Here is a 24,418-nt window from a genome sequence, read left to right on the forward strand (position 1 = left end):
GCCGGCCGCTGGCGTTTTACGTCACGATTCCTGGGTGGCCTCTCGCGAGCGGCGGCGTCGGCGGGTGCGCTGACGCCAGCTGCGGGACACCTGCCAGCGCCAGATCAGGCGAATCGCCAGGTTGGCCAGGGCGGCGGTGACCACCGCCGCGACCAGCGACCCGAGCGCCAGTGCCGGCAGGATCTCCACGAGCTGCTCGGCGATCCACTGGGTGGAGATCCGATCCGGGGCCGGGCGCACGGGCGTGTCCAGCAGCCAGGCGCCGAGGCGATAGTTGCCGAAGAAGATCAGCGGCATGGTCAGTGGGTTGGTGATCCATACCAGGCCGATCGACAGCGGCAGGTTGCAGCGCGCCAGCCAGGCGCCCATGGCGGCCACCAGCATCTGGAAGGGGATCGGCAGCAGGGCGCTGAACAGCCCCACGGAGAAGGCGTTGGCCACGCTGCGTCTTGTCAGCACCCACAGCGACGGATTGCCGATCAGGTGGCCGACCACGCGCAGGGAACGCCGGCGCCTGAGGGCGTCGGGATGGGGCAGGTAGCGCTGCAGGAGTCTGCGCGGCATGAAGACGAGCTCGCGGCGTCGAAACCCGAGCTATTATCCATAGAAGTCGCCTGCCTCGCCATGATGCGTCTCTCCGATGCGACGGAGGGCGAGGCGTCCGCCCGCCGTTCAGGGACGATATCATGTCGCTGGGTCTGGCCATGCCCCTGGCGCTCGCCGTGCTGGTTGGCGTGCTGGGAGGGCATCTTGCCGTGCCGGGAAGTACCGAGCTGCTCGCGGTCGCCTTCCTGGCGGCCCTGGCAGCGCGCCGCCCGCGGTTCGCGCTGGGGCTCGCGGTAACGGTTCTGGTCGCCGTGCAGCTGCTGGTCGTGAGCGGCGGTGAGCTCGCCGCCGGCCTGACCCGCCAGGAGCTGCGCCTCGAGGGGCGGTTTGACTCGGTGCGTCGCGATGCGAATCTCGCGCGGGTGGTCATGGCGGTGGACGAGTGCCGTGCGTTGTCGAGCGGCGTCCCGGCCTGTGACGACCTGACGCGGGTGCGCCTGTCCTTCTTCGAGGCCCCCGAGCTGGTAGCGGGTGAGCGCTGGGCGCTGACGGTGCGGCTGCGCCCACCGTCCGGCTTCGCCAATCCCGATACCTTCGACTTCGGCGCCTGGCTGAGGCGGGAGGGCATCCAGGCCAGCGGCTATGTGCGTCGCGACCCACCCCCGCAGAGGCTCGCCGAGGCCGGCTTCTCTCTGCGCCGACAGGCTCTCGAGCACCTCGACGCCCAGGCGCTGGCGGGTCGCCAGGCGCGCTGGCTGGCGGCGCTGACCCTGGGGGCCAGTGAGCGGTTGGAGCGCGCCGACTGGGACCTGCTCAACGCCAGCGGCACCACCCACCTGGTGGTGATCTCCGGTCTCCACGTCGGCCTGGTGGCGACCTTCGCCCTGTGGCTGGCGCGGGGCGTGGCCCGGCTGGTGACGCCCGGGGCCTGGCGCCTGGCGGTGTGGCCCTGGTGGCTGGCCGCCGCCTCGGCGGCGGGGTATGCCGTGCTCGCCGGCCTGGAGCCGCCTGCGCTGCGCGCCATGATCATGGCCCTGGTGGGGCTCTGGGTGGCCAGCGGGCGACATGCGCCCGGCCCCTGGCAGGCCTGGTGGCTGGCGCTAGGCCTGGTGCTGTCGATCGACCCGCTCTCGGCATGGCGTCCCGGCCTCTGGCTGTCGTTCGCCGCCGTGGCGCTGCTGATCCTGATCTGGCAGGGGAGGCCGCGTCCGCGGGGAGTGAGAGGATGGCTGTGGGCCCTGGTGCGCACCCAGCTGCTGCTGGCGCCGGTGATGGCGGCCGCGGTGCTGCTGGCCTTCGACCGTCTGGCGCCTGCGGCGCCGCTGATCAATCTGATTGCCGTGCCGCTGGTCAGCACGCTGCTCGTACCGCTCGGGTTGCTAGGCTGGCTCACCGCCTGGCTGCCCCCGCTCTCGGCGCTCTGCTGGAGCCTGTTCGGCCTGCTGGTCGATGCCCTGGCAGCGCTGCTGGAGCTGGCGGTCGCCTGGCTGCCGCTGTGGCAGCCGGCGCCGTCGCGGGTGCTACCTGTCGGTCTGGCGCTGGGGCTGGCCGGCCTGCTGTGGGCGCTGCCGGGTCTCGTGATGGGTCTGCGTCTGGCGGCCACGGCGACGCTGATGCTGCTGCCGCTGGGGCTGCCTGCCCCGTCGCCGGTGCTTGCCGAAGGACAGCTGCGGGTCCGAGTTCATGACGTGGGCCAGCGCTTCGACGACCTCATCGTCAGCCACGCCGACCAGGACCATGCCGGCGGCCTGCCGGCACTGCTCGACGCGCATCGAGTGGCACGCGTCCTGGCGCCCCCCGGCGAGGACCTGGGGCTGCCGGCCAGGCCCTGCACGGCGGGGCGCCGCTGGCAGCGCGGCGGGGTAAGCTTTCGCATCCTGTGGCCGCCTCGGGAGACCGCCGAGCTCTCCGCCAACGATCGCTCTTGCGTCCTGCTGGTCAGTGCGGGGGCCCAGCGATTGCTGATCACCGGCGACGTCGGTCGCCAGGCCGAGCGACGCTTTCTCGACGAGATCGAGCCGGGGATCACCCTGCTGGTGGCGGGCCACCACGGCAGCGACACCAGCTCCGGGCTCCAGCTGGTGCGGCGCCTGGCACCGCGCCATGTGATCTTCAGCGCGGCGCGCCACAATGCCTTCGGCCATCCCGCGGATCCCGTCGTGCGTCGCTTCCGGGCGGTGGGCAGCTGTCTCTGGAACACCGCCCAGGACGGTGCCGTGACCCTCTGGTTCGGCGACGAGGCGCGGCCGGCGCTCACCGCCGAGCGGCCGGCCGCCGGGCGGCGCGGCGGTGTCGGAGGCGGCTGCCTTGCGTTAGAATCGCGCCACTGATGCCGGCCCGCGGGCCGGCCCTACCCGGGGAGAGTGCCATGGACATGATGGATGCCCTGATCGCCGGCGGCTGGTTGATGGTGCCGCTGCTGGGCTGCTCGCTGCTGGCCTCGGTGATCATCATCGAGCGGCTGTGGACCCTGCGCGCGCGCCGCATTGCCCCCCGCGGGCTTGGCCAGGAGGTCTGCCACCTGGTGGCGCGCGGGCAGGTGAATCTCTACTGGCTGGAGGCGCACTCGCCGCTGGGCGGCGTGCTCGCCGCCGGACTGCGCAACGCCCGGCTCGGTCATGAGCAGGTGCGCGCCCGCTTGCAGGAGGCGGCGACCGCGGTGATCCACGACATGGAGCGCTTCCTGAGCCCGCTGGGCACCATCGCCGCGATCACCCCGCTGATCGGCCTGCTGGGCACCGTGGTCGGCATGATCGAGGTGTTTGCGGTGATCGTCAGCGGCGACGGGGCGAGTCGCACCGCGGATCTCGCCGGCGGCATCTCCCGCGCGCTGGTGACCACCGCGGCGGGCCTCACCGTGGCGATTCCCGCGCTGATGTTCCATCGCTACTTCCAGCGCCGGGTCGAGGACATCACCGTGCGCATGGAGGAGCAGGCCGGCCAGGTGGTCGAGTACCTGGCCCACTATCCGGGCGAGCTGGTGCTCGCCGAACGCCACGCCGACGAGGCGCACCCGGCGGCGCGCGGCGACGAGCGTCGTGAGGCGGACGGGCGCATCGCGCCGCGGGTGAAGCCGTCGTGAGATTCCCCCGGCGACGACGCGATCCGGTGGAGGTCAACCTCACGCCGCTGATCGACGTGGTCTTCCTGCTGCTGATCTTCTTCATGGTCTCGACCACCTTCGAGACCCGCCAGGCGCTGGAGCTCGAGCTCCCCGAGAGTGCGAGCGGCCAGCCGATGGAGGCCGCGCCGGTGACGCTGGTCGTCACGGCGGCGGGCGAGTATCGCCTGGGCGAGCGGGTCCACACTGCCGGGACCTTGGGCGATGCCCTGGCGGCAGAGGCCGAACAGGCCCGCGAACACGGCCTCGTGGTGGAGGCCGACGGGCGGGCCGCCCATGCCGACGTGGTACGCGTGCTGGATCGGGCCGCCGGTCTCGAGATCCGGCACGTGCGGATCGCCACCGAGGCCGTTGCAACCCCCCAAGCGGAGACACCGTGATCGAACATTCCGGCTGGACCCTCTACAAGCGCCTGCTGGGCTACGTGAAGCCCTACTGGCGTGCCTTCGCCCTGGCGATCCTCGGCTACGTGATCTATGCCGCCTCGAGCACCGCCCTGGCCGAGATGATGAAGCGGCTGATCGACGGCATCCAGAACCCGGACGCGGCCTTCCGCCTGTTCCTGCCGCTGTTCGTGGTGGGCATGTTCGCGGCGCGTGGCCTTGGCACCTTCCTTGGCACCTACTTCATGAGCTGCGTGGCGCGCAATCTGGTCCACGTGCTGCGCTGCGACGTCTTCAACCACATACTTCACCTGCCGGGACGCTTCTTCGACGCCCATTCCACGGGACAACTGATCTCCCGTGTCACCTACCACGTCGAGCAGGTCACCGGGGCCGCCACCAAGGCGGTCACCATCCTGTTGCGCGAGGGGCTCTTCGTGATCGGCCTGGTGGTCTACCTGCTGTGGACCAATTGGATGCTGACGCTCCTGTTTCTGGCCGTGACACCGCTGATCGGTGGCGTGGTCAGCTATGCCAGCAAGCGCTTCCGGCGTATCTCGCGGCGTATCCAGCGCTCCATGGGAGACGTCACCCACGTTGCCTCCGAGGCGCTTTCGGGCTATCGGGTGGTGCGCACCCATGGGGCCGAGGGCTTCGAGAAGGCGCGTTTCGAGAAGGCCAGCGAGGTCAATCGTCGCCAGAGCATGAAGGAGGCGCTGACCAAGGCTACCAGCACTCCGGTGATCCAGCTGCTAGTGGCGCTGTCGCTGGCGCTGCTGGTGTGGCTCGCCATGTCGCCAGCGCTGCTCGACGAGATGACGCCGGGCGAATTCGTCGCCTTCATCACTGCCGCCGCCCTGATGGCCAAGCCGGTGCGACAGCTCACCGAGATCAACAGTGAGATCCAGAAGGGCATCGCCGCCGCCGGCGAGCTCTTCGGGCTACTCGAGGAGCCCCCCGAGCGCGACACCGGCACCCATGAGCCCGGTCGACTCGAGGGGCGGATCCGCTTCGAGGGCGTGCGCTTCGCCTACGGCGACGACCAGCCCGAGGTGCTCAAGGGCATCGATCTGGAGGTGACGCCCGGCGAGATGGTCGCCATCGTCGGCCGCTCCGGCAGCGGCAAGTCGACCCTCGTCGGCCTGCTGCCGCGCTTCTACCGCCCCACGGCGGGGCGACTCTTGATCGATGGAGTGGAGCAGGGCGATTACCGCCTGGCCCCGCTGCGCCGCCAGATTGCCCTGGTCTCCCAGCAGGTCACGCTGTTCAACGCGAGCATCGCCGACAACATCGCCTACGGCGTGTCGGGGGCCGACCCCGCGGCCATCGAGGCCGCCGCCCGGGCCGCCCATGCCCACGAGTTCATCGAGCGCATGCCGCACGGCTACGACAGCGTGGTGGGGGAGAACGGCGTGATGCTCTCCGGCGGCCAGCGCCAGCGCCTGGCCATCGCCCGGGCGATCTTCAAGGATGCTCCCCTGCTGGTGCTCGACGAGGCCACCTCGGCCCTGGATACCGAATCCGAGCGCTATATCCAGGCGGCCCTGGAGGAGGTGTGTCGCGGCCGGACGACCTTCGTCATCGCCCATCGGCTCTCGACCATCGAGCGGGCCGACCGGATCCTGGTCATGGAACAGGGCGAGATCATCGAGCAGGGCTCCCACGCCGAACTGCTGGCCCGCGACGGCGCCTACGCGGCGCTGCACCGGCTGCAGTTTCAGGAGTCCGGGCCGGCATGACCGGCCTCGGCGAGCACTGGTTGACGGCGGCCTATCGCGGTGACGCCTGGCTTGGCGCCCTGCGGCCGCTGGAGGCGCTCTACCGCCTGGCCGTGCGCCGCCGCGCCGCGGCCTATGCGTCGGGCCGCAAGCCGGTATGGCAGGCCCCGATGCCGGTGATCGTGGTCGGCAACGTCACCCTGGGCGGCACCGGCAAGTCGCCGCTGGTCGCCTGGCTGGCCCGCCACCTGGCCGAGCGGGGATGGTCTCCGGGTATCCTCTCCCGGGGCTATGGTGGTCGCAGCGAACGCTATCCGCTGCTGCTGGACGCGCACACGCCGGTCACCGACTGCGGCGACGAGCCGCGCATGCTGGCCGACCAGACGGGCCTGCCGGTGGTGGTGGATCCGGATCGGCCGCGCGGGGCGAGGCGCCTGCTCGAGGCGGGCTGCGATATCTTGATCAGTGACGACGGCCTGCAGCACCTGGCGCTGGGGCGTGACCTGGAATTAGTGGTGGTCGACGGGCGGCGCGGCTTCGGCAATGGTCGCTGCCTGCCGGCGGGCCCGCTGCGCGAGCCGCTCTCGAGGCTCGACCATGTGGATGCGGTGGTGATCAACGGCACGCCGGTCTTCGCCTCGCTCCCCGGGGCCCATGTCATGGCCCTGGAACCCGCCGCCTGGCGCCGCCTGGGGGATGGCCGGCGCTTTCCGCTCTCGCCCTTGCCCTTCGAGGGGGCGGTGCACGCCCTGGCTGGCATCGGCCATCCGCCACGTTTCTTCGCGACCCTGGCAGCGCTCTGTGTCGAGGCGACGCCACATGCCTTCGCGGATCACCACCGCTACACGGCCGAGGACCTGGCCTTCGGCGACGACCGGCCGCTGGTGATGACCGCCAAGGACGCGGTGAAGTGCCGGGGCCTGGCGCCCGACGGGAGCTGGGTCCTCGAGGTGGAGGCGAGCCCCGATGCCGCCTTCCGTGCCTGGCTGGCGCAACGGCTGGACACCCTGTCATCATCTTATCCGACGCCGGGCGAGGCCCGGGCGGCGAACTGAATCACCACGAGGGGGAGTCATGGACAAGGAACTGCTGGCAATGCTGGTCTGCCCGCTGTGCAAGGGCAAGCTGAAGTACAACCGCGAGGCCCTGGAGCTCGAGTGCCGCTTCGATGGCCTCGCCTACCCGATTCGCGACGGCATCCCGGTGATGCTGCCGGAAGAGGCGCGGGCCATGAGCGTCGACGAGACGCTGCACGACTCGCCGGGACGCACGGGGGAGGCGTGATGGGCGACGCCGACTCCTTCATCGCGGTGATTCCCGCGCGCCATGCCTCCTCGCGCCTGCCCGGCAAGCCGCTGGCCGAGATCGCCGGCGAGCCCATGGTGGCTCATGTCTGGCGGCGTGCCGGCGAGAGTCACGCCGCGCGGGTCGTGGTGGCCACCGACGATGAACGCATCCGCGAGGCCCTCGAGCCTCTCGGCGCCGAGGTCGTGATGACGCGTGACGATCACCCCTCAGGGACCGACCGCCTGGCGGAAGTGTCCGAGCGCCTGGGACTGGCCGACGATGCCGTGCTGGTCAACGTGCAGGGCGACGAGCCGCTGATTCCGCCGGTGCTGATCGACCAGGTCGCCGCGAGGCTGATCGACGATCCCGAGGCCTCCATCGCCACCCTCGCCGAGCCGATCGGCGACGTCGAGACGCTCTTCAACCCCAATGCGGTCAAGGTGGTGCGCTCGCTCTCCGGGCGGGCGCTCTACTTCTCACGGGCACCTGTTCCTTGGGATAGAGAGGCCTGGGATCGTGGGGCCTTCGCCCGGCGTCCCGAGCTGCTCGAGACCGACGCCTGGCTGCGCCACATCGGCCTCTACGCCTATCGGGCGGGCTTTCTCGCCGATTATCGCGACTGGCCCCCGTCGCCGCTGGAGCAGCTCGAACAGCTCGAGCAGCTGCGCGCCCTGCACCACGGCCACGTCATCCAGGTCGCCTTGGCCCAGGTGCCCCATCCGGCCGGCGTCGATACCGAGGCGGACCTCGCACGGGTCCGCGCGCTGCTCGATGGCCAAGACCGCTCGGGAGGTGCCTGATGCGTGTGCTCTTCGTCTGCCTGGGGAACATCTGCCGGTCGCCCACCGCGGAAGGGGTCTTCCGCGCTCATCTCGAGCAGGCCGGCCTGGCCTCGCGGGTCGAGGTCGACTCCTGCGGCATCGGCCCCTGGCACGTCGGCAAGGCACCGGATGCCCGTGCCCGAGAGGCGGCCCTGCGACGCGGAATCGACCTCTCCGAGCTCAGGGCGCGGCAGCTCGCCGCCGAGGACTTCGAGCGCTTCGACTACGTGCTCGCCATGGACCACGACAACCTCGCCGCCATCGAGGCGCGGCGCCCCGCGTCGAGCGAGGCGGTCGTCGGTTTGTTCCTCGCCTTCGCCGGCTGGCCCGAGCGCGCCGTGCCCGATCCCTACTTCGGGGACGAGGGCGGCTTCGAGGCGGTGCTGGACCTAGTCGAGGCGGCTTCCCGGGGGCTCGTGACCGATATCGTTTCGCGCCTGGAGGCCACGCCTTGAGCCTGGCGCTCCACGCCGATCACTCGCTGACCGATGCCAATACGCTCGGGCTGCCCTGCGTCGCCGAGCGCCATGCCGCGCCGGCGACCCCGGCCGAGCTGCGCGAGGCGCTGACCCTGGCGCGTCGGCACGACTGGCTGCTGACGGTGCTCGGGGGCGGTAGCAACCTGATCCTGCCCGAGCGGCTGCCGGGGCTGGTGATCCAGCCGGCCATGGCGCGGTGGTGGCTCGAGGAGCAGGGTGACGGCGCGCTCGTGCATGCCGAGGCGGCCGTGGAGTGGCACGCGCTGGTGATAGCCCTGGCACAGCGTGGGCTCTGGGGCGCCGAGAACCTGGCGCTGATTCCCGGCCGCTGCGGGGCGGCGCCGATCCAGAACATCGGCGCCTACGGGGTCGAGCTGAGCGACCTGCTCGAGGCGGTGCACCTGGTCCACCTCGACGACGGCCGCGAGGCGGTGCTGTCGGCGGCCGACTGCGCCTTCGGCTACCGAGACAGTGTCTTCAAGGGCGCGCTAACGGGTCGGGTGGTGATCACGCGGCTGGTGCTACGCGTGTCGCGCACGCCGCGTCCACGGCTTGGCTATGGCGATTTGGCCAGCCGGCTCGATGCCGAGCCGACGGCGTTGGCGGTGGCCCAGGCGGTCTGTGCGATCCGCCGCGAGAAGCTCCCCGATCCGGCGACGCTCTGCAACGCCGGCAGCTTCTTCAAGAACCCGCTGATCGATGGTGAGCGCGCCCGCCGACTGCTGGCTGAGCATCCCACCATGCCGCACTTTCCCCAGCCCGATGGGCGCGTCAAGCTGGCGGCCGGCTGGCTGATCGATCGCTGCGGGCTGAAGGGATGGCGCCAGGGCCACTTCGGCGTGCATGAGCGCCAGGCCCTGGTGCTGGTGCACTTCGGAGGCGGCAGCGCCGACGAGCTGCTCGGCTTCGCCGGCGAGGTGGCCGCCCGGGTGAAGGCGTGCTTCGGTGTGAGTCTCGAGCGTGAGCCTAGGTGGGCCGGCGCCTAGGGTCATAGGCGAAGGGCCGCTAGGCGCATTCGCTCGCATATCGGGCCGACCGCGACCCTAAACGACAACACCCGCAGCCATGGCTGCGGGTGTTGTCGTTGGGGCAGGGCAGGGATCAGCCCTTCTTGCCCTCCTGGGCCTTGGCCTCCTGCTCGCGGCGGCGAATCTCGCGCGGATCGTTATGCGCGCGACGCCCCCGGCGGCGAGAGGCCTTGGTGGCGGGCTGAGGCTCGTCTTTCGCCTTGGCCTTGGCCGGCTGTTCGGCCTTTTCCTCGGCCTTTTCCTCGGCCTTTTCCTCGGCCTTCGCGTCGGCCTTCGCGTCGGTCTTGGCTTCGGCGGGCTTCTGCTCGGGCTTCTCTTCAGCCTTTTCCTCAACCTTCGCGTCAGCTTTGGCCTCGGCGGCTTTCGGCTCGGGCTTCTCTTCAGCCTTTTCCTCAACCTTCGCGTCAGCCTTGGCTTCGGCGGGCTTCGGCGCGGCCGGCTTCGGCTCGGCGGGCTTCGGCTCGGGCCTTGCGTCGGCTTTCTTGTCGGCCTTGTTCTCGGCGGGCTTCGACTCCGGCTGCGGCTCGGCCTTGGTCTCGGCGGGCGTCTGCTCCGGCTTCGGCTCGGCCTTGGTCTCGGTGGGCTTCTGCTCCGGCTTCGGCTCGGCCTTGGCCTCGGTGGGCTTCGGCTCGGCCTTGCCGTCGGTCGGCTTCTGCTCGGCCTTGGCCTCGGTCGGCTTCGGCTCGGCCTTGGCCTCGGTCGGCTTCGGCTCGGCCTTGGCCTCGGTGGGCTGCGGCTCGGCCTTGGCCTCGGTGGGCTGCGGCTCGGCCTTGGCCTCGGTCGGCTTCTGCTCGGCCTTGGCCTCGGTCGGCTTCTGCTCGGCCTTGGCCTCGGTCGGCTTCTGCTCGGCCTTGGCCTCGGTCGGATTCTGCTCGGCCTTGGCCTCGGTCGGATTCTGCTCGGCCTTGGCCTCGGCGGGCTGCGGCTCGGCCTTGGCGTCGGTCGCTACCGGCTCGGCCTGGGGCGCCTCGGCGGCTTCCGCCTGCAGGCGCTGCTGCTCGGCCTCGGCCTTGGGGTTGAGGGCGTGCTTGCGGGTGCGGTTGCGCGGATTGTTGCGGGTCCGCTTCGGCTTGCCATCATCGACCGGCTCGCTGGCGGCCGGCTTGTCAGCGCGTTTCTCGCTCGACTTGTCGGCGACCTTTTCGGCTGGCTTGTCGCTCGGCTTGTCAGCGCGTTTCTCGCTCGACTTGTCGGCGACCTTCTCGGCCGGCTTGTCGCTCGGCTTGTCGGCGGCGACCTTCTCGGCCGGCTTGTCGCTCGGCTTCTGGCGGCGCGCGTCCTCGCGGGACTTGTCGTCACGCGGCTTGTCATCTTGACCCTTGGGCGCTTCCTGCTGGTTCGCTGCCTGGCGGTTGTCGTCCTGGCGGCCACGTCCACGGCCGCCACGGTTGCCGCGGTTGTCGCGTCCCTCGGTGCCGGTGGCCTTGCCCTGATCGCGGCCACCCTCCTGGCGAGCATTGCTGCGACGCTCGTCACTGCGCTGACGACGTTGGCGACCGCCACGGCTGCCGCGATCCTCGTCACGCGGGGCGGGCTTGCGGGCTGTCTGGTCGCTGTCGGTCGACGACTCGCTGCGGCGAGCGGCGGGCGTCTTCTCCTGGTCGGCGGAGGTGTCATCACCGCCGAGCAGCTTGGCCAGCCCCTTGACCAGGCGACCGAGGACGCCGCCCTCGGGCTCGGCGGCCGGCAGCGCGGCCGGCGCCTTGGCGGCCGATGCCTTGGCACTGGAGGCCTTAGGCGCGCTGGGTTTGCTGGCCGTGGGCGTCTTGGCGGCGGCCGGGGCAGGCGCCTGCTCCTCTTCCTTCTGCAGGGAGGCGGGAGCCGGCTCGTGGTGGATCACCGTCTTGACGGCGGCCTCGACGCGCTGGACCGGCTTACCGAAGGCGGCCTCGGGCTCCTTGCCCACTTCGCTCTCGGTGGAGAGCTCGAAGCTGGAGAGATTGGAGGTGCCTTCCTCGTCGACGTGGTCGTCGCGCAGGCGCTGGACGTCGTAGTGGGGCGTGTCCATGTCGGGATTGGGCAGCATCACCACGCGGACGTCCTGGCGGCGCTCGATGTCGGCCAGCACGCTGCGTTTCTCGTTGAGCAGGTAGGTGGCGACCGGTACCGGCAGGATCGCGCGGATCTGGGCGCTGCGATCCTTCATGGCCTCTTCCTCGATCAGGCGCATGATGGAAAGCGAGATGGAGCGCACGTCGCGGATGGTGCCCTGACCGTCACAGCGCGGGCAGACCACGCCGCTGGTCTCGCCGAGCGATGGGCGCAGGCGCTGGCGAGACATCTCCATCAGGCCGAAGCGTGAGATGCGCCCGATCTGCACCCGGGCGCGATCGAGCTTCAGCGCGTCACGCATGCGGTTCTCGACCTCGCGCTGGTTACGCGCGGGGCTCATGTCGATGAAGTCGATGACCACCAGACCGCCGATATCGCGCAGGCGCAGCTGGCGGGCGATCTCGTCGGCCGCCTCGCTGTTGGTCTGCAGGGCGGTCTCCTCGATATCGCTGCCGCGGGTGGCGCGTGCCGAGTTGATGTCGATGGAGACCAGCGCCTCCGTGTGGTCGATGACGATCGAGCCGCCCGAGGGCAGCTTGACCTCACGCTCGTAGGCGGTCTCGATCTGCGACTCGATCTGGAAGCGCGAGAAGAGCGGGACCTCGTCGACGTAGAGCTTGATCTTCTGCTGGTAGGAGGGCATCACCTGGCGGATGAAGGCCAGCGCCTCCTGGTGGATCGCCTCGCTGTCGATCAGCACCTCGCCGATGTCCTGGCGCAGGTAGTCGCGCATGGCGCGGATGATGACGTTGGATTCGCGGTAGATCAGGAAAGGCGCCGCGCGCTTGCCGGCCTCCTCGGTGATCGATTCCCACACCTGGACCAGGTAGTCGAGGTCCCACTGCAGCTCCTCGGGAGAGCGGCCGATGCCGGCGGTGCGCACGATCAGGCCCATCTTGTCGGGCACGGTCAGCTGGCCCATGGCTTCCTTGAGCTGGCTGCGCTCCTCTCCCTCGATACGACGCGAGATGCCGCCGGCCCGCGGGTTGTTGGGCATCAGCACCAGGAAGCGGCCGGCCAGGCTGATGAAGGTGGTCAGCGCCGCGCCCTTGTTGCCGCGCTCCTCCTTGTCGACCTGGACGATCACTTCCTGACCTTCCTTGAGCACCTCCTTGATGCTGGGGCGTCCGGAGGGCTCCTTCAGGAAGTAGTCGCGGGAGACCTCCTTGAGGGGCAGGAAGCCGTGGCGGTCGGCACCGAAGTCGACGAAGGCGGCTTCGAGGGAGGGTTCAACGCGGGTGATCTTGCCGCGGTAGATGTTGGCTTTCTTCTGTTCCCGGGCACCGGACTCGATGTCCAGGTCGTAGAGGCGTTGTCCATCGACCAGCGCGACGCGCAGCTCTTCCGGCTGGGTCGCATTGATGAGCATCCGTTTCATGTCGTCTCACAAATATGGACGTGCCGGATGGTGGTCAACGACGGAGGCGAACCGCTGGCTGCAGCGTGCCTGTGCTCAGCGCATGTCGCGGATGCGGTATAGCGCCCGGCCGCCCCGGAGCATCCTTGCACGATGGATCCGACGCGGCATGATCATGTTGAGTACGGGGCGGTGGCAGGACATGTCACGGTGGGACATCGCCCATCCGGTTCTGCGGTCACCGCCAACACCTGGCATTCATCGATTCGCCAACGCCGGCCTCCGGCACGTTGTTGTACGTATCCCTGGATCTCCGGTCGTGCCGCTGCGGGCGCGATCGGAGCCGGGCGTGGCGTAGTATCGTTTGCTTGTCGGCGGCGGGACCTCGGATTGGCGAGGATCTTCGCGGCCCGATCTTTTCGCCTCGGCCTGCGTGTCTGTCGTGCAGGCGCACTCATCGGGTCGTCACGACCCATTGAGGCGAGCTGGTAATATACCAGTAACGGGGGTGGCCAGCAATTGGCGCAGGATGGTGCACACTGCGTTAGAATGCGCCTTTCGAGCGGGTTTTCAGTGGAGTGGCGGCATGGCCGAAGGGCGCGACGTGCAGTGGGTGGAAGTGACCGAGGGTCAGGTTGGCCAGCGGGTCGACAACTTCCTGTTGACGCGCATGAAGGGGGCGCCGCGAGCGCTGATCTACCGCATCGTGCGCAAGGGCGAGGTGCGGGTGAACAAGAAGCGCGTCAAGGCGGATACTCGCCTGGTGCTGGGCGATCTGGTGCGTATCCCGCCGCTGCGCCTCACGCCCCGGGAGGCGGTGCGCGAGGTCAGCGACAACCTGCGCAACCTGCTGGCCGGCAGCGTGCTGGTGGAGGGGCGCGACTGGTTGGTGATCAACAAGCCCTCGGGGCTCGCCGTGCACGGCGGCAGCGGGGTCAAGATCGGCCTGATCGAGGCGCTGCGCCAGGTGCGCGAGGATCTCGACTTCCTGGAGCTGGTGCACCGCCTCGATCGCGATACCTCCGGCTGCCTGCTGCTGGCCAAGTCACGACCGGCGCTGTTGGCGCTCAACGAGTCGCTCAAGCAGCATCGCATGGACAAGCAGTACCTGGCCCTGGTGGCCGGGCGCTGGCCGGCGCGTCGCGACTTCGTCAGCGCCCGGCTCGATCGTTATGAACTGGGCAACGGCGAACGGCGGGTGCGAGTGGAGTCGGCCGGCAAGGTGGCCCGCACCCGCTTCGCGGTGCGCGAGACCTTCGACAAGGTGACCCTGATCGAGGCCGAGCCGGTCACCGGGCGGACGCACCAGATCCGCGTGCACGCCGCCCATGCCGGGCATCCGCTGCTCGGGGACGACAAGTACGGCAGCCGCGAGAGCCAGCGCCTAGCGGCAGGGCTCGGCGTGCCCCGGCTCTTCCTGCATGCCGCCTCGCTGACCTTTCCCGAACCCACCAGCGGCCGTCCCGTGCAGATCAGGGCGCCGCTCCCCGACGATCTCGAGGCGGCACTCGCCCGAGCGCGCCACTCTCGCTGACAGGAGACTTCATGCGCTATCGATTGGCCATCTTCGACTGGGATGGCACCCTGATGGACTCCATCGCCCGCATCGTCTCCTGCATGCAGGCGGCCTCCCGGGATGCAGGCTGGGGCGAGCTCGAGGCAGGCGCGGTCCGCAACATCATCGGCCTCGGCCTGCCCGAGGCCATCGTCACGCTCTGTCCCGGCATCGATGCCGAGCGGGCCGAGTTGCTCAGGGCCCGCTACGCCTACTACTTCGTCGAGGGCGATGTCACGCCGATGCTCTTCTATCCGGGCGTCGAGACGGGACTCGCCCGGCTGTGCGGACGGGAAGGGCAGCGCCTGGCGGTGGCCACCGGCAAGAGTCGCCGCGGGCTGGATCGCATCTTTCGCGAAAGCGGCAGCGGCGACTGGTTTCATGCCAGTCGTACCGCCGATGAGACCCTCTCCAAGCCGCACCCTCGCATGCTCGAGGAACTCCTCGTCGAGCTCGGCGTCGAGGTCGGCGAGGCGGTGATGATCGGCGATACGGAATACGATCTGGAGATGGCCAGGGCGCTGGGCATGGACCGCATCGCGGTGACCTGGGGGGTGCATGCCCCGGTCCGGCTGGCCGCCAGCCGCCCGGTGCTCACCGCCGAGACGGTGCCCGAGCTCTTCGACTGGCTGCACGGCTAGGACCTTGATGTCCAGGTCCGCCACGGTCAGCTCGTTCACGACCCGCCTATCAAGGGAAGGATTGCATTGCCATGAGTGACGACGACAAGCGGGACGATCGCTGGACGACGGGCCCGGAGCTGACGCCCGAGCAGGCGCGTGAGCGGGCGTCGGCCGATGCCGCGTCGTCTGGCGACGAGGATGCCGAGACGCTGCGCGAGCGCCAGCGCCTGGCTCAGCTCGCGATGATGGATCGCTGGATCGACGGCGTGCTGGTCGAGCAGCGCCGCTCGCGGCGCTGGAAGCTGTTCTTCCGCTTCTTCTTCGCGCTGCTGATCCTCGCCTCGCTCTCGACCACCTTCTATGGGCTCTTCCTGGCACCGGGTGCATCGGCGCCTGCCGGGCGGCACCTCGGCGTCGTCGAGGTCAAAGGCGTGATCGACAGCGAGTCGCCGGCCAGCGCCCAGCGCGTCATCGAGGGGCTCGAGCGGGCCTGGAAGGCCGATCAGGCCGAGGCGGTGGTGCTGCATCTCAATAGTCCCGGGGGCAGCCCGGTGCAGTCCCAGCGCATCTTCGATGCGGTGATGCGGCTGCGCGAGCAGGGCGACAAGAACATCATCGCGGTGATCGAGGACATCGGGGCCAGCGGCGCCTACTACGTGGCGGCGGCGGCCGACGAGATCATTGCCGCCCCGGCCAGCCTGGTGGGCTCTATCGGGGTGATCCATGCCGGTTTCGGCTTCGAGGAGGCCATCGAGCGCCTCGGGGTAGAGCGGCGAGTCTTCACCGCCGGAGAGAACAAGGCCTTCCTCGATCCCTTCTCCGATATTTCCCGCTCCCAACGTCAGTTCTGGCAGGAGGTGCTGGCCACCACCCACCAGCAGTTCATCGACGACGTCCGCGCGGGGCGCGGCGACCGACTGGCCGATGACGAGCGGCTCTTCAGCGGGCTGATCTGGACGGGCGAGCAGGCCCGGGAGCTCGGCCTGGTGGATGAGCTGGGCAGCCTGGATACCCTGGCGCGACGCTTCGACGAGGCGCGGCTGCAGGACTACACGCCGCGCCTGGATCCCCTGGAGCGGATCTCCCGCCGGTTCGGTCGGGTCGCCGCCGAGTGGGTGGGGCTCCCGCAGGCCGCGGCGCCGGTACGCTACCAGCTTCGCTAGCTTGAAGCTGGAAGAGCGCCGCTTCGCGGCTGGAAGCTTGAAGAAAGCCCCTGGTCACTCGATGGGTGGCGATATGCTGCCTTCCAGCTTCCAGCTTCCAGCTTCCAGCTTCCAGCTTCCAGCTTCCAGCTTCCAGCTTCCAGCTTCCAGCTCCCAGCTCCCAGCTTCCAGCTCCCAGCTCCCAGCTTCCAGCTTCCAGCTTCCAGCTCCCAGCTTCCAGCTCCCAGCTTCCAGCTTCCAGCTTACGGCTTACGGCTTACGGCTCGCCGAGCGGGTCGAGGCCTGCCTCGCGGAGCATCGCGCAGAGCCGGATCAGCGGCAGGCCGATCAGGGTGTTGGGGTCATCGCCCTCGAGGCGCTCGAACAGCGTGATGCCCAGGCCCTCCATGCGAAAGCTGCCGGCACAGTCCAGCGGCTGTTCCCGGGCGACATAGGTCGCGATCTCTCGCTCGTCGAGTCGACGAAATACCACCTCATAGCTGTCGTGACAGACGCGATGCCGGCCATGGCCGGTGTCGATCATCGCCAGGCCGGTGAGAAAACGAACCCGCCGGCCGGAGAAGCGCGCCAGCTGGGCGCGGGCGGTGGCCTCACTGCCTGGCTTGCCGAGGATCTCGCCCTCGAACAGCGCTACCTGGTCGGCGCCGACGATCAGGTGGTCGGGGTGGGTCGCCGCCAGCCGCTCGGCCTTGGCCAGCGCCAGGCGATGCACCAGCGTCTCGGGCGCTTCTCCCGGGCGCGGTGTCTCGTCGATATCGGGACTCTCCCAGGCATAGGGGAGGGCGAGGCGGTCGAGCAGCTGGCGGCGCCAGCGAGAGCCCGAGGCAAGCACCAGGCGGGGCATGAAGGCTTCCTCTGCGGTGGGTCGAGTGAACGGAATGCACGATGACGCCGAGCGCGCCGTCTGGCCATTGTAACCCGGTGCGATGGCGGCTTTGACAGGGGAAGGGGGAGTGCCTATCATTGCGCGCCTATGTTGACCTCAAGACTCCCCGGCAGGGTCGAGCCCTACAAGCTCGCGGCCCGTGCCGAACACCTGGAAGGCCTGGTGGCGCTCGCCGAACTGGCCCGACTCGAAGACGAAGTCGGCGCCCAGTCCGGCGACGCTCAGGTGTGGCTGGATTTCGCCATCGATCCCCAGGGGCGCCGGGAGATTCGCGGCCACCTGGAAGCCGAGCTGCAGATTCCCTGCCGCCGCTGCCTCCAGCCCATGGCGCAGCGCGTCGAGAGCGATTTCCGGCTGGGGATGGTCACCAGCGACGCCCTGGCCGCCGAGCTGCCGAGCACCCATGAACCGGTGCTGGTGGAAAACGAACAGCTGAACCTGATGGCGGTGGTCGAGGATGAGATCATTCTCAGTCTGCCCCAGGTGGTTTACCACGACGAGGCCGAGTGTCCAGTCTCGCGCGACCAGCTGACCAGCGGGGAGGCGACCGACGCGTCGGCCGACGCCCCGGCGAGCCCTTTCGATGTGCTGCGGCAGATCAAGGGCAAACTCTGATACACCCTCGTTTCACTCTGGAGTGACAACCCATGGCAGTTCAACAGAACCGCAAGACCCGTTCCAAGCGCGGCATGCGCCGTAGCCACGACGCCCTGACCTCGGCAGCCCTGTCCCAGGACAAGGAAACCGGTACCACTCACCTGCGTCACCACGTGGCGCCGGACGGCTTCTACCGTGGCCGTAAGGTCGTCGACGTCTAAGACGACGACGGCGAGAGTGGTAGTGGCTGGCCGCTGACGTGCGGATTGCCATCGACGCGATGGGCGGGGACCTCGGTCCCCGCCCCGTCGTCATGGGGTCCGCCCAGGCGGTCAACGCCGACCCGGATCTAGAGCTCCAGCTGTTCGGCCCCGCCGAACGGCTCAGTGATGAGATCGCCCGTCTGCCGCGGCAGTTTGCTGCGGCGGCGGCGCGTCTGCGGGTCAGCGATGCGCCTGGCGTGATCCGCCAGGCGCAGCGGCCCAGCGAGGCGCTGCGCCACGGGGCCGATACCAGCATGGCCAGGATGCTCGACAGTATCGCCACCGGTGGTGCGCTAGCCGGAGTCAGTGCCGGCAATACCGGCGCCCTGATGGCCCTGGCGCGGCGTGCCCTGGGCACGGTGGCGGGCATCCCGCGGCCGGCGATCAGCACCGCCATTCCCACTCGCGATCGGCGGCGCTGCTATCTGCTTGACCTGGGGGCCAACGTCGAGGCGAGCGCCGCGCGGCTCGTCGACTTCGCCCTGATGGGCGAGGTCATGGCACGCCACGTGGACGGCCTCGCCGCTCCTCGGGTGGCGCTGCTCAATGTCGGTGTCGAGGGTACCAAGGGCACCGCCAGCGTGCGCGAGGCCGATGCCTGGCTACGGCAGCATCCCGGCATCACCTACCTCGGCTACGTCGAGGGCGACGGAGTCTTCAGCGGTGCCGCCGACGTGGTGGTCTGCGACGGCTTCGTCGGCAACGCGGTGCTCAAGGCCAGCGAGGGCCTGGCACGCTTGCTGGTGGAGCGGGTGCAGGCGACCTTCGAGGCCCACTGGAGCAGTCGGCTGGTGGGGCTGCTGGCCCGGCCGGCGTTGCGGCGCCTCAAGGGCGAGCTCGATCCTGTTCGCTACAATGGGGCCAGCCTGCTGGGGCTCGCCGGGATCGTGATCAAGAGTCATGGTGGCGCCGATGCCACGGGCTTTCGCTTCGCGGTCCAGCGCGCGGCCGACGAAGTCAGTCACGACCTGCCGAGTCGGCTGGCCGCTGAACTGGATCATCGACGGTCCTCTGTCGATTCGGCCGCCGTCGGTCGAGTCGAGAGCGGATCCGGACATCAAGGTCCGATCCTGCCGGGTGCGACCGGCATCGACGACAGTCAACAAGCGCAAAGGTGATCGACATGACACAATCCCTTGCCCTCATCTTTCCCGGGCAGGGCTCGCAGCAGATCGGCATGCTGCGCGAGCTGGCGGAGCGCTACAGCGTGGTGCGTACCACCTTCGAGGAGGCTTCCGACGCCCTGGGGTACGACCTCTGGCAGGTGGTTCAGGAAGGGCCGGCCGAGGCGCTCAACGCCACGGCCTGCACCCAGCCGGCGCTGCTCACCGCCAGCGTCTCGATCTGGCGTGTCTGGCAGGAGCTGGAGGGCCCGAGGCCCGTGGCCATGGCCGGTCATAGCCTGGGCGAGTACAGCGCCCTGGTGTGTGCCGGTGCCCTGACGTTCGCCGAGGGCGTGCGGTTGGTGAAGCTGCGCGGCGAGGCGATGCAGGTGGCCGTGCCGGTGGGCGAGGGCGCCATGGCGGCGATCCTTGGTCTGGACGACGCCGCCGTCGAGCAGGCCTGCGCCCGTGCCGCGGACGGCGACGTGGTCGCCGCGGTCAACTACAATGCCCCCGGTCAGGTGGTGATCGCCGGCAGCAAGGCGGCGGTCGAGCGAGCCATCGTGGCCTGCCAGGAGGCCGGGGCGAAGCGTGCCATGCCGCTGCCCGTGTCGGTGCCGTCCCACTGTGAGCTGATGCGCCCGGCCGCCGAGCGCCTGGCGGCGGCGATGGAGGAGATCGAGCTGCGCGCGCCGCGCTACACGGTCTATCAGAACGTGGATGCCCAGGCTCATGCCGATGTGGAGACCCTTCGCACCCGGCTGATCGAGCAGCTCTATCAGCCAGTGCGCTGGACCGCCTGCATCGAGGCCATGACCGGGCGGGGCGCCGAGGTGCTTATAGAGTGCGGGCCCGGCAAGGTGCTCACCGGCCTCAACAAGCGCATTGCACGGGGCAGCAAGGGGCTGGCGGTCAATGACCCGGACAGTCTCTCTGCGGCCCTCGAACTGGCCAGGGAAGCCGCCGGCCAGTCGCCGTCGGCCAATGGCTGATCCATCTTCAGGACGTAGACGGAAGAGACCATGACAACCGAGCGTAGAGTCGCCCTGATCACCGGGGCCAGTCGCGGCATCGGCCGCGCCACCGCCCACGAGCTGGGGCGCCAGGGTCGCATCGTGATCGGCACCGCCACCAGCGATGCCGGGGCCGAGCGGATCGATGCCGATCTCGCCGCGGCGGGCATCGAGGGGGCCGGCCGCAAGCTGGACGTCACCGACCAGGCCAGTGTCGATGCCCTGATCAAGGCGATCACCGAGGAGTTCGGGGCGCCGACCATCCTGGTCAACAACGCCGGCATCACTCGAGACAACCTGCTGATGCGCATGAAGGAGGATGAGTGGGATTCGGTGATCGACACCAATCTCAAGTCCGTCTATCGCGTCAGCAAGGCCTGCCTGCGCGGCATGACCCGGGCTCGCTTCGGACGCATCGTCTCGATCAGCTCGGTAGTGGCCACCATGGGCAACCTGGGGCAGACCAACTATGCCGCCGCCAAGGCGGGCATGGAGGGTTTCACCCGGGCGCTGGCCCGTGAGGTGGCCTCGCGTGCTATCACCGTCAATGCGGTGGCGCCGGGGTTCATCGCCACGGACATGACCGAGGCGCTGCCCGAGGAGCAGCACAAGATGCTGCTCGGCCAGATTCCCCTGTCACGACTCGGTGATCCCGAGGAGATCGCGGCGGCGGTGGGCTTTTTGACCGGCGAGACGGCGGGCTACATCACCGGCGAAACCCTGCATGTCAACGGCGGCATGAACATGCGTTGAGGCCATCGGGGGAGGCGGTTGCGCCGACCCCGGGGCGTCTATAAACTACCCCGCAGCTTCCGGCTAGCGGATCTGGATCTTTAACGGCTGGTTTCCGAACGGCCAATGTGAACGACTGGAGTAGTCATAATGAGCACCATCGAAGAGCGCGTTAAGAAGGTTGTGGCTGAGCGTCTGAACGTCAAGGAAGAAGACATCCAGAACTCCTCTTCCTTCACCGAGGACCTCGGCGCGGATTCCCTGGATACCGTCGAGCTGGTGATGGCGCTCGAAGAAGAATTCGACACCGAGATTCCCGACGAGGAAGCCGAGAAGATCACTACCGTTCAGGAAGCCATCGACTACGTCAACGCCCACCAGTAAGGTGGCGGTCGATACCGCTTTCTGAAGCGTCCGGGGCAGTGCCCCGAGGAGAGCCGTCCTGCCGAGGCAGGACGGCTCTCGTGCTATGCGCGCCGGGAACTTGCCGAGCCCGCACAGGTCGAGGAGACTCGGGTATAATGCGCGCAATGACGATCCCGCCACGGGGTCGTGTCACCAAGGTTGTCTGGAGGAAAGCTGATGGCTCGTAGAAGGGTTGTGGTGACCGGGCTCGGTCTGGTCACGCCGGTGGGAAATACCGTCAAGGAGAGCTGGGCCAATATCCTGGCCGGCAAGAGCGGTATCACTCCCATCGAACACTTCGATGTCAGCGCCTTCAATACGCGCTTCGGCGGGTCGGTGAAGGACTTCGACATCAGTCCCTATCTCAATCCCAAGGACGCCCGCAAGATGGATCTGTTCATCCAGTACGGGATGGCGGCGGGCGGCCAGGCGATTGCCGATGCCGGGATCGAGTGCACCGAAGAGAACGCCGATCGTATCGGGGTGGCCATCGGCTCGGGCATCGGCGGTCTGCCGATGATCGAGCACAATCACAACGCCCTTAACAAAGGCGGGGCGCGCCGGATCTCGCCGTTCTTCGTGCCGGGCTCGATCATCAACATGATCTCCGGGAATCTGGCGATCCAGCACGGCTTCCGCGGCCCCAATATCGCGATCACCACCGCCTGCACCACCGGTACGCACAACATCGGCTACAGCGCGCGCACCATCGCCTATGGCGACGCCGACGTGATGGTCTGCGGTGGCGCTGAGATGGCGACCACGCCGCTGGGCCTCGGCGGCTTCTCGGCGGCCCGCGCGCTGTCCACGCGCAACGACGATCCCGAGGCGGCGAGCCGCCCCTGGGATCGTGATCGCGACGGCTTCGTGCTCTCCGACGGCGCCGGGGTGGTGGTGCTCGAGGAGTACGAGCAGGCGAAGGCCCGCGGGGCGACCATCTACGCCGAGCTCACCGGCTTCGGCATGAGCGACGACGCCTACCACATGACGGCGCCGCCGGTAGATGGCCGCGGGGCCGCCCGGTCCATGCGCAACGCCATCAAGGATGCCGACATCGATCCCTCGGCCGTCGACTACATCAACGCCCACGGCACCTCGACCGCGTCCGGCGACCTCGCCGAGAGCCGTGCCGTCGAGCAGGTGATGGGCGAGGCCGCCCGGTCGGTCGCGGTCAGCTCCACCAAGTCGATGATCGGCCACCTGCTGGGGGCGGCAGGTGCCGTGGAGGCGGTGTTCAGCGTCCTGGCGATTCGCGATCAGGTCGCGCCGCCGACGATCAACCTGGACAACCCCCAGGATGGCTGCCGTCTCGACTACGTGCCGCACACCGCGCGCGACATGAAGATCGACATCAGCCTGTCGAACTCCTTCGGCTTCGGCGGCACTAACGGCACGCTGATCTTCAGCAAGGTGTGAGTCCGGGGGGCGCGTCGTGACGGCAGAGACGGCGAAGGACGACTGGCCGTTGGAGGATCGCGGCGTCGCCTACGGCGACGGTCTCTTCGAGACCGTCCTCGTGCGCGATGGCCGCCCGCTGCTGTGGGAGCAGCACCTGGCCCGCCTCGCTCGAGGCTGCGGGGTGCTGGGGATCCCGTTACCCGCTCGAGAAGCGCTGGAGGCGCCGCTGGTCGAGGCCGGCGAGGGGCTCTCGGTGCTCAAGCTGATCCTGACCCGCGGCAGCGGCGGACGCGGCTATGCGCTCCCAATCCCCTCCGATCCCCAGCTGCGCTGGCGGCTCAGCCCGTTCGCGCCCAGCGCGCAGCGCTGGCGGCAGGGGGTGCGGGTGCGCCACTGCCGGCTGCGCCTGGGCATCCAGCCCATGCTGGCCGGCCTCAAGCACCTCAACCGCCTCGAGAACGTCCTGGCCCGTGCCGAGTGGACGGATGCCGACACGGCCGAAGGACTGCTCTGCGACAGCGAGGGGCGTCTGGTGGAGGCCACCTGCATGAACCTCGTCTGGCAGCGTGACGGCAAGCTGGAGACGCCCCGGCTCGATCGCTGTGGCGTGGCCGGCACGCTGCGATCTGTCCTGCTCGAGCGGGCGCCGATCCATGAGGTCGACGCCTTCCCCTCGGCGCTGGATGGGGTCGAGGCCCTGTGGCTCGGCAATTCGCTGCAGGGGCTCTGGCCGGTGGCGAGGCTCGACGATGCCGCGGGCACCCCCATCCGGCACTGGACCATCGGACCGGCGCACCGTCGTCTGCAGGCCCTGGCCCATGCGGCGCTGGGCTATCCCCCCGTCACGTGATGATTGAACGAGGACACGCATGCTGCGTCTGCTGAAGATCCTGCTGGTGCTGGCCGTGCTGGCGGCCCTGGCGTTACTCGCCGGCCACCGTTACTGGCAGTCGCGCCTCGAGGCGCCCATCGCCCTCGAGGCGCCGACGCTCTACGAGGTGCCGGCCGGCGCCGGCTACCATCGCGTGATTGGTGAGCTGACCGAGCGCAGCATCCTCGAGGAGGTCTGGGCCTTTCGCCTGCTGGCGCGCCTGGAGCCAGAAAGTCTGCCCGACCTGCGCCCCGGCGAGTATCGCCTGCAGCCCGGGATGAGCGGTCACGAGCTGCTGGCGCTGCTGGGTAGCCATGAGGTCGTCACCTACTCGCTGACCATTCCCGAGGGGTGGACCTTTGGCCAGATGCGCGAGGCGCTCGACGCCGCGCCCAAGCTCGAGCATCGCACCGAGGGGCTCAGCGACGCCGAGGTGATGGCGCTGCTCGACCGGGAGCAGCGCCACCCCGAGGGCTGGTTCTTCCCCGATACCTATCGCTATCACAAGGGGCTCAGTGACCTGGAGATACTGCGTCAGGCTCTCGAGCGCATGGAGACCACCCTGGCGAGCATCTGGGAAGAGCGCGACGAGGACCTGCCGCTCGAGAGTGCCTACCAGGCGTTGATCATGGCCTCGCTGATCGAGCGCGAGACCGGCGCTCCCGAGGAGCGGCCCCAGATCGCCGGCGTGTTTACGCGCCGCCTGGAGCGCGGCATGCGCCTGCAGACCGATCCCACCGTGATCTACGGCATGGGCGAGCGCTACGCGGGCAACATCACCCGGGCCGACTTGCGCGAGCCGACGCCCTACAATACCTATGTGATCGAGGGGCTGCCGCCGACGCCGATCGCGCTGCCGGGACGCGCCGCCCTGGAGGCTGCCGTTCAGCCGGCCGAGGGCGAGACGCTCTACTTCGTCGCGCGCGGCGACGGCACCCACCACTTCTCGCGCACCCTGCGCGAGCACAACAACGCGGTGAACCGGTATATCCGCAATCGCTGACCATGGAGCGGCAT

General features: G+C 69.1%; 24 protein-coding genes. 21 read left to right on the forward strand and 3 right to left on the reverse strand.

Going from position 1 to position 24,418, the window contains the following annotated elements; translation table 11 throughout:
• Positions 1-21: 21 nt before the first annotated feature.
• Positions 22-564 (reverse strand): DUF2062 domain-containing protein, encoded by a 543-nt coding sequence (locus tag FEI13_RS10915; protein ID WP_138181569.1) that lies wholly within the window; start codon positions 562-564, stop codon positions 22-24.
• Between the two features lie 122 nt (positions 565-686).
• On the opposite strand from FEI13_RS10915, the gene FEI13_RS10920 reads away from it, so the two are divergent.
• From FEI13_RS10920 to murB, 9 genes are read left to right on the forward strand one after another with little or no spacing between them, the layout of a single operon-like run.
• A complete protein-coding gene (locus tag FEI13_RS10920) occupies positions 687-2,876 on the forward strand; it encodes a ComEC/Rec2 family competence protein (RefSeq protein WP_138181570.1) in 2,190 nt (729 codons plus the stop codon).
• Positions 2,877-2,914: 38 nt separating this feature from the next.
• Positions 2,915-3,628, forward strand: coding sequence for a MotA/TolQ/ExbB proton channel family protein (locus FEI13_RS10925; RefSeq protein WP_138181571.1), 714 nt, complete (start codon positions 2,915-2,917; stop codon positions 3,626-3,628).
• On the forward strand, positions 3,625-4,047 hold the full coding sequence (locus tag FEI13_RS10930) for an ExbD/TolR family protein (protein ID WP_138181572.1): 423 nt from the start codon (positions 3,625-3,627) through the stop codon (positions 4,045-4,047). The genes FEI13_RS10925 and FEI13_RS10930 overlap by 4 nt, the downstream gene beginning before the upstream one ends.
• On the forward strand, positions 4,047-5,789 hold the full coding sequence (gene msbA / locus FEI13_RS10935) for a lipid A export permease/ATP-binding protein MsbA (RefSeq protein ID WP_138181598.1): 1,743 nt from the start codon (positions 4,047-4,049) through the stop codon (positions 5,787-5,789). Before FEI13_RS10930 ends, msbA begins: the two co-directional genes overlap by 1 nt.
• Complete coding sequence (gene lpxK / locus FEI13_RS10940) at positions 5,786-6,823, forward strand: tetraacyldisaccharide 4'-kinase (protein WP_138181573.1); 1,038 nt, start codon at positions 5,786-5,788, stop codon at positions 6,821-6,823. The genes msbA and lpxK overlap by 4 nt, the downstream gene beginning before the upstream one ends.
• A gap of 19 nt (positions 6,824-6,842) precedes the next feature.
• The gene (locus FEI13_RS10945) at positions 6,843-7,052 is read left to right on the forward strand and encodes a Trm112 family protein (protein WP_138181574.1); all 210 of its coding nucleotides are present in this window, start codon (positions 6,843-6,845) and stop codon (positions 7,050-7,052) included.
• The gene (kdsB, locus tag FEI13_RS10950) at positions 7,052-7,855 is read left to right on the forward strand and encodes a 3-deoxy-manno-octulosonate cytidylyltransferase (protein ID WP_138181575.1); all 804 of its coding nucleotides are present in this window, start codon (positions 7,052-7,054) and stop codon (positions 7,853-7,855) included. The genes FEI13_RS10945 and kdsB overlap by 1 nt, the downstream gene beginning before the upstream one ends.
• Positions 7,855-8,331, forward strand: coding sequence for a low molecular weight protein-tyrosine-phosphatase (locus FEI13_RS19470; RefSeq protein WP_240036497.1), 477 nt, complete (start codon positions 7,855-7,857; stop codon positions 8,329-8,331). The genes kdsB and FEI13_RS19470 overlap by 1 nt, the downstream gene beginning before the upstream one ends.
• On the forward strand, positions 8,328-9,341 hold the full coding sequence (gene murB, locus FEI13_RS10955; protein ID WP_240036498.1) for a UDP-N-acetylmuramate dehydrogenase: 1,014 nt from the start codon (positions 8,328-8,330) through the stop codon (positions 9,339-9,341). The genes FEI13_RS19470 and murB overlap by 4 nt, the downstream gene beginning before the upstream one ends.
• A 115-nt stretch (positions 9,342-9,456) precedes the next feature.
• Here the strand turns inward: murB and rne are convergent, their stop codons facing one another.
• Positions 9,457-12,813 (reverse strand): ribonuclease E, encoded by a 3,357-nt coding sequence (rne, locus tag FEI13_RS10960; protein WP_138181577.1) that lies wholly within the window; start codon positions 12,811-12,813, stop codon positions 9,457-9,459.
• A gap of 565 nt (positions 12,814-13,378) precedes the next feature.
• Here rne and FEI13_RS10965 point away from each other — a divergent pair.
• The 3 genes from FEI13_RS10965 to sppA all read left to right on the forward strand — a co-directional run bounded on the left by FEI13_RS10965 (position 13,379) and on the right by sppA (position 16,133).
• The gene (locus FEI13_RS10965) at positions 13,379-14,326 is read left to right on the forward strand and encodes an RluA family pseudouridine synthase (RefSeq protein WP_138181578.1); all 948 of its coding nucleotides are present in this window, start codon (positions 13,379-13,381) and stop codon (positions 14,324-14,326) included.
• A gap of 11 nt (positions 14,327-14,337) precedes the next feature.
• Positions 14,338-14,988, forward strand: a complete 651-nt coding sequence (locus FEI13_RS10970) for an HAD-IA family hydrolase (protein WP_138181579.1) — start codon at positions 14,338-14,340, stop codon at positions 14,986-14,988.
• 71 nt (positions 14,989-15,059) lie between these two features.
• Positions 15,060-16,133: a signal peptide peptidase SppA gene (gene sppA / locus FEI13_RS10975; protein ID WP_138181580.1), complete on the forward strand. Its 1,074-nt coding sequence runs from the start codon at positions 15,060-15,062 to the stop codon at positions 16,131-16,133.
• Positions 16,134-16,389: 256 nt separating this feature from the next.
• Here sppA and FEI13_RS10980 read toward each other — a convergent pair whose 3' ends face one another.
• On the reverse strand, positions 16,390-16,977 hold the full coding sequence (locus FEI13_RS10980) for a Maf family protein (protein ID WP_138181581.1): 588 nt from the start codon (positions 16,975-16,977) through the stop codon (positions 16,390-16,392).
• A gap of 129 nt (positions 16,978-17,106) precedes the next feature.
• Between FEI13_RS10980 and FEI13_RS10985 the strand changes: the two genes are divergently transcribed.
• The 9 genes from FEI13_RS10985 (at position 17,107) to mltG (ending at position 24,404) form a co-directional block, all read left to right on the forward strand.
• Entirely contained in the window at positions 17,107-17,634 is a 528-nt protein-coding gene (locus FEI13_RS10985; RefSeq protein WP_138181582.1) for a YceD family protein, read from the forward strand.
• Between the two features lie 32 nt (positions 17,635-17,666).
• A complete protein-coding gene (rpmF, locus tag FEI13_RS10990) occupies positions 17,667-17,837 on the forward strand; it encodes a 50S ribosomal protein L32 (protein WP_108446852.1) in 171 nt (56 codons plus the stop codon).
• Between the two features lie 38 nt (positions 17,838-17,875).
• The gene (plsX, locus tag FEI13_RS10995; protein WP_138181583.1) at positions 17,876-18,997 is read left to right on the forward strand and encodes a phosphate acyltransferase PlsX; all 1,122 of its coding nucleotides are present in this window, start codon (positions 17,876-17,878) and stop codon (positions 18,995-18,997) included.
• A 5-nt stretch (positions 18,998-19,002) separates the two neighbouring features.
• Positions 19,003-19,974: an ACP S-malonyltransferase gene (gene fabD, locus FEI13_RS11000; protein WP_138181584.1), complete on the forward strand. Its 972-nt coding sequence runs from the start codon at positions 19,003-19,005 to the stop codon at positions 19,972-19,974.
• A 30-nt stretch (positions 19,975-20,004) separates the two neighbouring features.
• Positions 20,005-20,748: a 3-oxoacyl-ACP reductase FabG gene (fabG, locus tag FEI13_RS11005; RefSeq protein WP_138181585.1), complete on the forward strand. Its 744-nt coding sequence runs from the start codon at positions 20,005-20,007 to the stop codon at positions 20,746-20,748.
• A gap of 129 nt (positions 20,749-20,877) precedes the next feature.
• Positions 20,878-21,111 carry an acyl carrier protein gene (acpP, locus tag FEI13_RS11010; RefSeq protein WP_008956801.1) on the forward strand — a complete coding sequence of 78 codons (234 nt, stop codon included), beginning with the start codon at positions 20,878-20,880 and terminating at the stop codon, positions 21,109-21,111.
• Positions 21,112-21,309: 198 nt separating this feature from the next.
• Positions 21,310-22,548, forward strand: a complete 1,239-nt coding sequence (gene fabF / locus FEI13_RS11015; protein ID WP_138181586.1) for a beta-ketoacyl-ACP synthase II — start codon at positions 21,310-21,312, stop codon at positions 22,546-22,548.
• Positions 22,549-22,564: 16 nt separating this feature from the next.
• Complete coding sequence (gene pabC, locus FEI13_RS11020) at positions 22,565-23,380, forward strand: aminodeoxychorismate lyase (RefSeq protein WP_138181587.1); 816 nt, start codon at positions 22,565-22,567, stop codon at positions 23,378-23,380.
• Positions 23,381-23,399: 19 nt separating this feature from the next.
• Complete coding sequence (mltG, locus tag FEI13_RS11025) at positions 23,400-24,404, forward strand: endolytic transglycosylase MltG (RefSeq protein WP_138181588.1); 1,005 nt, start codon at positions 23,400-23,402, stop codon at positions 24,402-24,404.
• Positions 24,405-24,418: the final 14 nt, after the last annotated feature.

It is taken from the genome of Halomonas urmiana (genome assembly GCF_005780185.1).
GTDB classification, from domain to species: domain Bacteria; phylum Pseudomonadota; class Gammaproteobacteria; order Pseudomonadales; family Halomonadaceae; genus Halomonas; species Halomonas urmiana.

Coding starts and splice junctions, on each gene's coding strand:
- FEI13_RS10925 (WP_138181571.1), top strand. CDS start 2,915: ATGGACATGATGGATGCCCTGATCGCCGGCGGCTGGTTGATGGTGCCG.
- FEI13_RS10965 (WP_138181578.1), top strand. CDS start 13,379: ATGGCCGAAGGGCGCGACGTGCAGTGGGTGGAAGTGACCGAGGGTCAG.
- kdsB (WP_138181575.1), top strand. CDS start 7,052: ATGGGCGACGCCGACTCCTTCATCGCGGTGATTCCCGCGCGCCATGCC.
- FEI13_RS19470 (WP_240036497.1), top strand. CDS start 7,855: ATGCGTGTGCTCTTCGTCTGCCTGGGGAACATCTGCCGGTCGCCCACC.
- rne (WP_138181577.1), bottom strand. CDS start 12,813: ATGAAACGGATGCTCATCAATGCGACCCAGCCGGAAGAGCTGCGCGTC.
- FEI13_RS10970 (WP_138181579.1), top strand. CDS start 14,338: ATGCGCTATCGATTGGCCATCTTCGACTGGGATGGCACCCTGATGGAC.
- FEI13_RS10980 (WP_138181581.1), bottom strand. CDS start 16,977: ATGCCCCGCCTGGTGCTTGCCTCGGGCTCTCGCTGGCGCCGCCAGCTG.
- fabG (WP_138181585.1), top strand. CDS start 20,005: ATGACAACCGAGCGTAGAGTCGCCCTGATCACCGGGGCCAGTCGCGGC.
- rpmF (WP_108446852.1), top strand. CDS start 17,667: ATGGCAGTTCAACAGAACCGCAAGACCCGTTCCAAGCGCGGCATGCGC.
- fabF (WP_138181586.1), top strand. CDS start 21,310: ATGGCTCGTAGAAGGGTTGTGGTGACCGGGCTCGGTCTGGTCACGCCG.
- lpxK (WP_138181573.1), top strand. CDS start 5,786: ATGACCGGCCTCGGCGAGCACTGGTTGACGGCGGCCTATCGCGGTGAC.
- mltG (WP_138181588.1), top strand. CDS start 23,400: ATGCTGCGTCTGCTGAAGATCCTGCTGGTGCTGGCCGTGCTGGCGGCC.
- acpP (WP_008956801.1), top strand. CDS start 20,878: ATGAGCACCATCGAAGAGCGCGTTAAGAAGGTTGTGGCTGAGCGTCTG.
- FEI13_RS10915 (WP_138181569.1), bottom strand. CDS start 564: ATGCCGCGCAGACTCCTGCAGCGCTACCTGCCCCATCCCGACGCCCTC.
- sppA (WP_138181580.1), top strand. CDS start 15,060: ATGAGTGACGACGACAAGCGGGACGATCGCTGGACGACGGGCCCGGAG.
- FEI13_RS10920 (WP_138181570.1), top strand. CDS start 687: ATGTCGCTGGGTCTGGCCATGCCCCTGGCGCTCGCCGTGCTGGTTGGC.
- FEI13_RS10985 (WP_138181582.1), top strand. CDS start 17,107: ATGTTGACCTCAAGACTCCCCGGCAGGGTCGAGCCCTACAAGCTCGCG.
- fabD (WP_138181584.1), top strand. CDS start 19,003: ATGACACAATCCCTTGCCCTCATCTTTCCCGGGCAGGGCTCGCAGCAG.
- FEI13_RS10945 (WP_138181574.1), top strand. CDS start 6,843: ATGGACAAGGAACTGCTGGCAATGCTGGTCTGCCCGCTGTGCAAGGGC.